The 7,236-nt window shown below is 51.0% G+C and carries 6 protein-coding genes; 2 read left to right on the forward strand and 4 right to left on the reverse strand.

Annotated features, from left to right (window positions below; all coding sequences use genetic code 11):
* The 4 genes from FDX01_RS07425 to FDX01_RS07440 form a co-directional block, all read right to left on the reverse strand.
* On the reverse strand, positions 1-745 hold a 745-nt coding region (locus FDX01_RS07425), incomplete at its 3' end, for a sugar phosphate isomerase/epimerase family protein (RefSeq protein ID WP_137399547.1).
* Between the two features lie 15 nt (positions 746-760).
* Positions 761-2,002, reverse strand: coding sequence for an MFS transporter (locus FDX01_RS07430; RefSeq protein ID WP_115259150.1), 1,242 nt, complete (start codon positions 2,000-2,002; stop codon positions 761-763).
* Positions 2,003-2,167: 165 nt separating this feature from the next.
* The gene (pheP, locus tag FDX01_RS07435; RefSeq protein ID WP_096757960.1) at positions 2,168-3,562 is read right to left on the reverse strand and encodes a phenylalanine transporter; all 1,395 of its coding nucleotides are present in this window, start codon (positions 3,560-3,562) and stop codon (positions 2,168-2,170) included.
* Between the two features lie 166 nt (positions 3,563-3,728).
* Entirely contained in the window at positions 3,729-4,811 is a 1,083-nt protein-coding gene (locus FDX01_RS07440; RefSeq protein ID WP_115259151.1) for a YncE family protein, read from the reverse strand.
* 300 nt (positions 4,812-5,111) lie between these two features.
* On the opposite strand from FDX01_RS07440, the gene FDX01_RS07445 reads away from it, so the two are divergent.
* Positions 5,112-6,287, forward strand: a complete 1,176-nt coding sequence (locus FDX01_RS07445; RefSeq protein ID WP_137399546.1) for a DnaJ family molecular chaperone — start codon at positions 5,112-5,114, stop codon at positions 6,285-6,287.
* A gap of 614 nt (positions 6,288-6,901) precedes the next feature.
* Positions 6,902-7,225: a hypothetical protein gene (locus FDX01_RS07450; RefSeq protein WP_249360900.1), complete on the forward strand. Its 324-nt coding sequence runs from the start codon at positions 6,902-6,904 to the stop codon at positions 7,223-7,225.
* The last annotated feature ends 11 nt before the right edge of the window (positions 7,226-7,236 follow it).

Here is a 7,236-nt window from a genome sequence, read left to right on the forward strand (position 1 = left end):
ACTCCGCATCCTTGACATGAAACGCTTTTATGCGCGAGTGATAGGCGTCGATAAATCCGAGATAGTCCATCTGCTGCAACAGCAGATGGCTGGGATCGTAGAGCATATTGCAGCGCGGATGATTATCCACCAGCGCAAGAAAACGCTCGAACGTGATGCCATCGTGCAGATCTTCGCCGGGATGAATTTCAAAACAGACATCAACCCCCTGCTCATCAAAACCGTCGAGAATCGGCCGCCAACGGTCAGCCAGTTCCTGAAATGCCTCGGCAAAACGCTGCGCATTATGCGGCGGCCAGGGGTAAAAATAGGGCCACGCCAGCGATCCGGAAAACGTGGCGTGCGCCGTCAACCCCAGTTTTTGCGAGGCTGCCGCAGCCTGGTGTAACGTCCGCGTCGCCCACGCCTGTCGGGCCTGAGGATTACCGCGTACCGCCTGCGGCGCAAAACCATCAAAAGCGTCATCGTAGGTGGGATGAACGGCAACCAGTTGGCCTTCGAGATGGGTGGATAATTCGCTGATCGTCAGTCCGTGCTGCGCCAGCATTCCACGAATATCATCGCAGTAGGTCTGGCTAACAGCGGCCTGTTCAACATCAAACAGCGACGCATGATTACACGGCATCTGTATGGCTTTGTAGCCCAGACCCGCGGCCCACTGCGCCAGCCCGTCCAGGGTATTGAACGGGGATTGCCCGCCGATAAACTGCGCCAGAAAAATCCCCGGTCCCTTAATGGTTCTCATAACCCCTCCTTAATATTACGCCTGCTCTTTCTCGTCATACTTGAAAGAGAAAAGGAAAATCACGGCAATCACCGCCGCTGCAACCGCCGGGATCCACCAGAACGGGATCCATGACTCAGGTACTGCCTGCCCCGCCACCAGACGGTTATACAGCGCACCGGAAATTTGCGAGCCAAGCAGCATGCCGATCCCGTAGGTAAACATTACGATCATGCTTTGCGCCTGGCCTTTCACCTTTTCCCCGGCAATACGGTCGGTGTAGATAAAGCCGACCACAAAGAAGAAGTCGTAACACACCCCGTGCAGCAAAATACCGAGATACAGCAGGATGCGCCCTTCTTCGCTGATGCCCAGCGCAAAGAAGGCGTAACGCACAAACCAGGCACACATGCCGATCAGTAACATGTATTTCACGCCCAGCCGTCTGAACAGGAATGGGATCACCAGCATGAAGAAGATTTCGGACATCTGACCGAACGACATCGCGGTACTAACATCCCCAACGCCCGCATCCGCCAGAAACGATGCGGTGTACGCGTAGTAGGTCCCCAGTGGTACCGAGATTAACGTAGCGCAGAGTGAGAAGACGAAGAAGTGACGGGTTTTGAGTAAAGCGAAAGCATCGGCGCAAAACAGATCGCGGACTTTTACCGGCAACCCTTTCGCGGGCGCAGGCGTGTTTGGCAGCGTCAGGCTGTAGAGCGCCAGAATCACAGAGATAACCGCCGCCAGCGTAAAGATGCCGGTGGTATCCGAAATGCCTGTCACGCCGATAAAGATCCCCGCAACAATCCAGCCTATGGTGCCAAACACCCGTACTACCGGGAAGGTTTTGTCTTTATCCGACAGGCTGTGAAACGCAATATTATTGGTCAGCGCCAGCGTCGGCATGTAGCACAGCGTGTAGCCAAACAGCAGGCCAATCAGCAGCGCACCGTTTTGCGCTACCAGCGCCTGCGGCACAAACCACAGGATCGCCGCCCCGGCGAGGTGCATCACCGCCATCACTTTTTGCGAGGCAAAAAAGCGATCCACCAGCATACCTAAGACAAACGGCGACAAGATTGAGGCTATCGGTCCGGCGGAAAACGCATCGCCAATCAGCAGCGACATGTTGTGCTGGCTCATCACCAGCCCCAGCGTGACGGACCAACTTCCCCAGATAAAGAACTGTAAGAACATCATCAGCGACAGCCGCGGCACCAGCAGCCGGTACTGTACGCTCTGTTTTCCACTACTCTCGGTTGTCGACACCATTTTTTGCCCCACCCTTAAAAAAGTAATCGATTACAAATAGGTTCAAATGAAAAGTAATCGATTACAAAATAAAGATCCTGTCAGTAAGAACAGAACTGGGAGATCAATCACGATAAAGTTCAGGGAGTGACCGATCTCATCGCAAAGGATGAGATCGGTAAGGGATTAGCGGGCTTTACGGCGCAGCAGTTTGAAGGCCACAAACAAGAACAGGATCCATGCCGGTAGCAGCATCGCCGACAGACGCATCTCATCCATGGTGCACATCAGCACCAGAATCATGCCGAGGAACGCAATACACAGGTAGTTTCCGGCCGGGTACAGCAGCGCTTTAAACTGAGTGTCACGCCCTTTGCGACGCATTGCCGCGCGAAAGCGCAGGTGCGCCAGGCAAATCATGATCCAGTTCAACAGCAGCGTCGCCACGACCAGCGCCATCAGCAGGCTGAAGGCCTTTTGCGGCAGCGCGTAGTTGATCAGCACCACCAGCGAGGTGATCGCCCCGGAAAGCACCAAAGAGTTAACCGGTACGCCGCGACGGCTGACGCGGGTCAAGAACTTCGGCGCATTGCCCTGCACGGAGAGGCCAAACAGCATGCGGCTGTTGGAGTACACGCCGCTGTTATACACCGACAGAGAAGCCACCAGAATAACGAAGTTTAGCGCGGAAGCCACCACGTTGCTGTCAAGATTATGGAAAATCATCACAAACGGGCTGCTGTTTGATTTCACTTCAACCCATGGGTATAGCGCCAGCAGCACCACCAGTGAACCGATGTAAAACAGCAGAATACGATACACCACCTGGTTTACCGCTTTCGGAATACTTTTTTGCGGATCCTGCGCTTCTGCCGCAGTAATACCGATCAGTTCCAGCCCACCAAAGGAGAACATGATCACCGCCAGCGAGAGGATCAGCCCGTTCCAGCCGGTGGCAAAAAAGCCGTTATAGCGCCAGAGGTTATCGATACTTGCCTGTTCGCCACCGTGACCAGAAAACAACATCCAGACGCCGAAGCCAATCATGCCAATAATCGCCAGCACTTTGATCAGTGCAAACCAAAACTCGGTTTCGCCATACAGTCGCACATTGACCAGGTTGATGGCATTGATGATCACGAAGAATACGGCGGCCCAAATCCAGGTAGGCACATCGGGAAGCCAGTATTGCATGTAGATCCCAGCCGCCGTCAGTTCAGCCATGCCGACCAACACAAACATCACCCAGTAGTTCCAGCCAGACAGAAAACCGGCAAACGGTCCCCAGTATTTATAGGCAAAGTGGGCAAACGATCCGGAAACGGGTTCTTCAACCACCATTTCACCCAGTTGGCGCATGATCAGAAACGCGATGATCCCGGCTACGCCATAGCCCAACAGCACCGCCGGTCCTGCCATTTGAATCGCCGGGCCAATGCCCAGAAACAGACCCGTACCAATTGCGCCGCCCAGCGCAATTAACTGAATATGGCGGTTTTGCAACCCCCGCTGAAGCGTCGGCTCACTCGTTGACGCGGCATCGGACACGCTGGTGTCGGATGCAGATGACGCGTTTTTCACGCCCTACCCCTGTGTCGTTTATATTGAAGGGGCTTCTTTTAACATTTCAACCTGGTTGTCGCAAGGCGCAATCGTTTGGATACGCCGGGCATCCTTGCCCAACGCACCGAGGCGCAGGAAAAAAGTCACAAATCAACGGGCGTTAGCGGAAGCCAACGCGTTGTTGTTATTTATTCAGATCAATACGCACCACGTTATCGGGTGCATCCGTGGAGTGGTCTTTATTGAATTTCTGCTTCACAGTAACAAACAGCGTTTGCCCATCCGCAGAGAGCAGCAGGCTATTCGGGTTCGGCGGCAGATCCCAGCTTTTCTTCACGCTGTAGTCGGTTGCATTCAGGCTAAGTAGTTTCCCGGCATCGCGCTGGGTAATATAGATTTCGTTGCGCTTTGCATTGAATTTCACCGCTAACGAATCGCCAACATCGAGTTGCTTGAGCAATTTACCGGTGTGGATATCCAGCACCAGAGTCGTTTTCGCTTGCGAGTTATCGGTGACAAACAAACGGCCCGTTTGCGCGTCTTCTGCCATATTCAGCAACAGCGCAGGTTTCTCACCCAGCGGCTTCCAGCGTTTCTCTATACGCTGATTACGCGGGTTGATCACCAGTATTTCGCCACCGCCATTGGCGGCATAAATACGCTGAGTGACGTCAGAGTAATGCAGACCGGTCATCCATTTACCGGTGTTTTTGATACGGGTTTTCAGCTTCAGGGTTTCGGCATCCACCACCCAAATTACCGCCGGGTCAGCCACCGCGCCAATATAGAGCAGGCCATTATGCAGCAGCACCTGGCGCGCACCGTACGGGAAACCTTCGGCATTACGTTCCGGGAACAGTACACGATTTTTCACTTTACCATCGGCGGTATTCAGGGCGCTCAAGCCGCCGTCCAGTGAGTTAGTAACGTACACCGTTTTACCGTCTGGCGAGAGCGCCATACCAAAGTTTTTCATATCGGTATGGCTTAGACCGAGAGTCTTGAGCGTTTTCGGATCCAGTTTGTAAACCACCCCGCCCTGGACATCTTTAAATCCTTCCGCACTGGCAACATACAGCGCATCGCCCGCCGGACTCAGCGCCATTTCATACAGACCATCAGCCAACGCACGCTGCTGGACATCAGTAGCAGCTGGCGTCACCGCTTTTTCCTGTACCGCCGTACGACTGGCTGGCGTTGAATGTGCGGCACAGCCACTTAGCGCTGCGGCAATCAGCAATGCCAGAGCGGATGTTGTTTTTTTCATTGCGGGGATCCTTACCAGAATGTACGGAAATGGTTAATAACAAAAGAGAATGAGAACTATACGCATTATCTTTATTGAATCAAGAATAATTAGCTCGTGAATAAAAAAGATGAAACGGAGGTTTGAAGAGTGCGACTGACGCGCGCTACCTCCGCTTTCTTATAATTACCGTGAATTATTCTGGACGAAAAGGCACCGCAGGCCACAAAATGCACCTTACTGTTTTTTCAACATTTTTAAACGCGTTCCCCAGGTCAGGTTCCTGTCACGCGCTTTAAGCCACGCCGGGCAGCGACCGTCATGAATAAGATCATTAAACGTCTTGAAATCATCAAAAGTGCCATCGAACTGGAAGATGATGAGATCATTTTCCAGCAACTGGTGCATTTGAAAAATGACACGTTGACGGACGTACCGAAGACGATCGTTCAGGCGCTTGAAGCACGACGCTTCAGCGATGCCCTGCATGAAATCACCGGCTGGCTGCAATCACAGCGAGCGGTATCAACGTGGCAAGATCCCGGCATCGCTGCCAGCAAACTTGAGCTAAAAGCACTTGAAACTCAGTTGCGCGACTTAATTGATAAACGCAATGCACGCATTCAAATCCTTGATGACTTCAACGACTTGTATCATCAGCACCTTGGGCCACTGATGAGTCGTATTCTCGAGTTGCGTAAACATCTGGCCGCCAGTGCGCAACGTAAGCAGGAAGCTGAGCGCAAACGCCGGGAAAAAGATTATCAGTCCTGTCAGCACTTTATTTCTCAGGCGGTCGATCAACTGGCGCAACTCAAACAGCAGTGGATGAGCCAGCGTTCAGACTCGCGCGAATCAGTGGAAACCCGGCAGCGCATTCAGCAGCAAACGGAGCTTATCACCGCCCTGCTGGCGGAAATTCGCGAACTGGAAAACGACTTTTCCCGCCAGGATGACAGCGCCACCCGCCAGGCGCAGGAAGAAGCCCGTCACGAATATGATGAATATCAGGAGCAACAGCAGGACGCGCAGCATCGTTATAACCGCGAACGGACACTTTCTCATGATGAGCGCAATGAACTAAAACGCCTGTGGCGGCAGGCCAGTCGCCTGTGCCACCCGGACGTGGTTGCGGATGACCTGAAAGATAAAGCGCACCAGATGATGGTACAGTTGAATCAGGCGCGACAAAATGCCGATCTGGCCGCCGTTCGTACGCTGCTTACCCAGTTGCAAAACGGTCTCGAACCGATGATGGCAAGCGACCGCCTCAACGATCTGCAACATTTACGCCGCAAGATACAGCAGCTCAGAGAGCAAATTAGCAGCTTGCTCAACGAGATTAGCGAACTGGAAGCTGAGAACGCCTGGCGTCTCGCCGCCTCTCTGACAGATAAAGAAGCCTACTTTGCCGACCAACAACGGGCGTTAACCGAGATCCGCAATACGCTGGAAGATCAGGTACGCCAGGTCGAGCAAGAACTGCTGGCCGGATAAGCCGGCAACGTACAAAAAACAAGCGAACCGCTATTCTTTCGTGTGATTTTCAAATTAAGCACAAAAAGACAATTTTAGAATTAAATTCTTGAAATTTATAAAATCAAAGCACATAACACCATAAAACAAAATGAAGACGTAAATAAATTTGAATATGGCAATATTTTCATCCATCCCCTATACACCCTCCGCGCCAGCCTGGTTTAAGTTAAGAATTATCTTACAGCGTTCTCATTGTGCTAAAAATGAGCCCTATCCAACTGAATTACGCTCTTTTTTGGCGACCTTCTTAGCCACACCTATCAGAATCCCCTGTGTCTTTAGGGTTATCCAGTCCGCAATTTTCTCGATTCATAAGCGAAATCTATCAATCAACTGCCCAGAGGTGATTTAAACGATTTATCTTAAATTTTAACAAAGTGTAATATCAACATTAAGAATAGTTAAATATTTTAATAAATACAGAAAGTATCTGTTGAAACCGAAATTAATAAGGATACGTTCAAAACACAGAACGGGATATTCGTTTTAATTAACATTTCACGCATCGCGAGGAACTCTTTTTAATAAAAAAAAGAGGCGATTGCTTGCATCAAAATTTCAAGGAGATCGTTATGTCTAAAGCTGTATTTTTGGGTGACTCACTTTACCCGTGGCTTGGCATGCGAGAAATTTTACGTGGTTCAGCATTATTTACGGATATCACGTACCACTCCTCTCAGACGCTTTCTGCCGTCAACATACATTCTCATAAATTGGATTGCATCATTATTAATCCTGGCAATTCTGATTTTTTAAAATATGCCAGAATTATCCGCAACATGGCCTTACGCCCTGCGACGATGATTATCGTTCTGGCCGATGAAGCCACTTTTTCACTTTTTCAAACCGTTTGCGGGATGAACATGCATTTTCTGGTAATGACTCCAACTTACTGATAGTGTTTTAT

Origin of the sequence: Citrobacter sp. wls613 (assembly GCF_005281195.1) — a bacterium.
Classification (GTDB): domain Bacteria; phylum Pseudomonadota; class Gammaproteobacteria; order Enterobacterales; family Enterobacteriaceae; genus Citrobacter; species Citrobacter gillenii.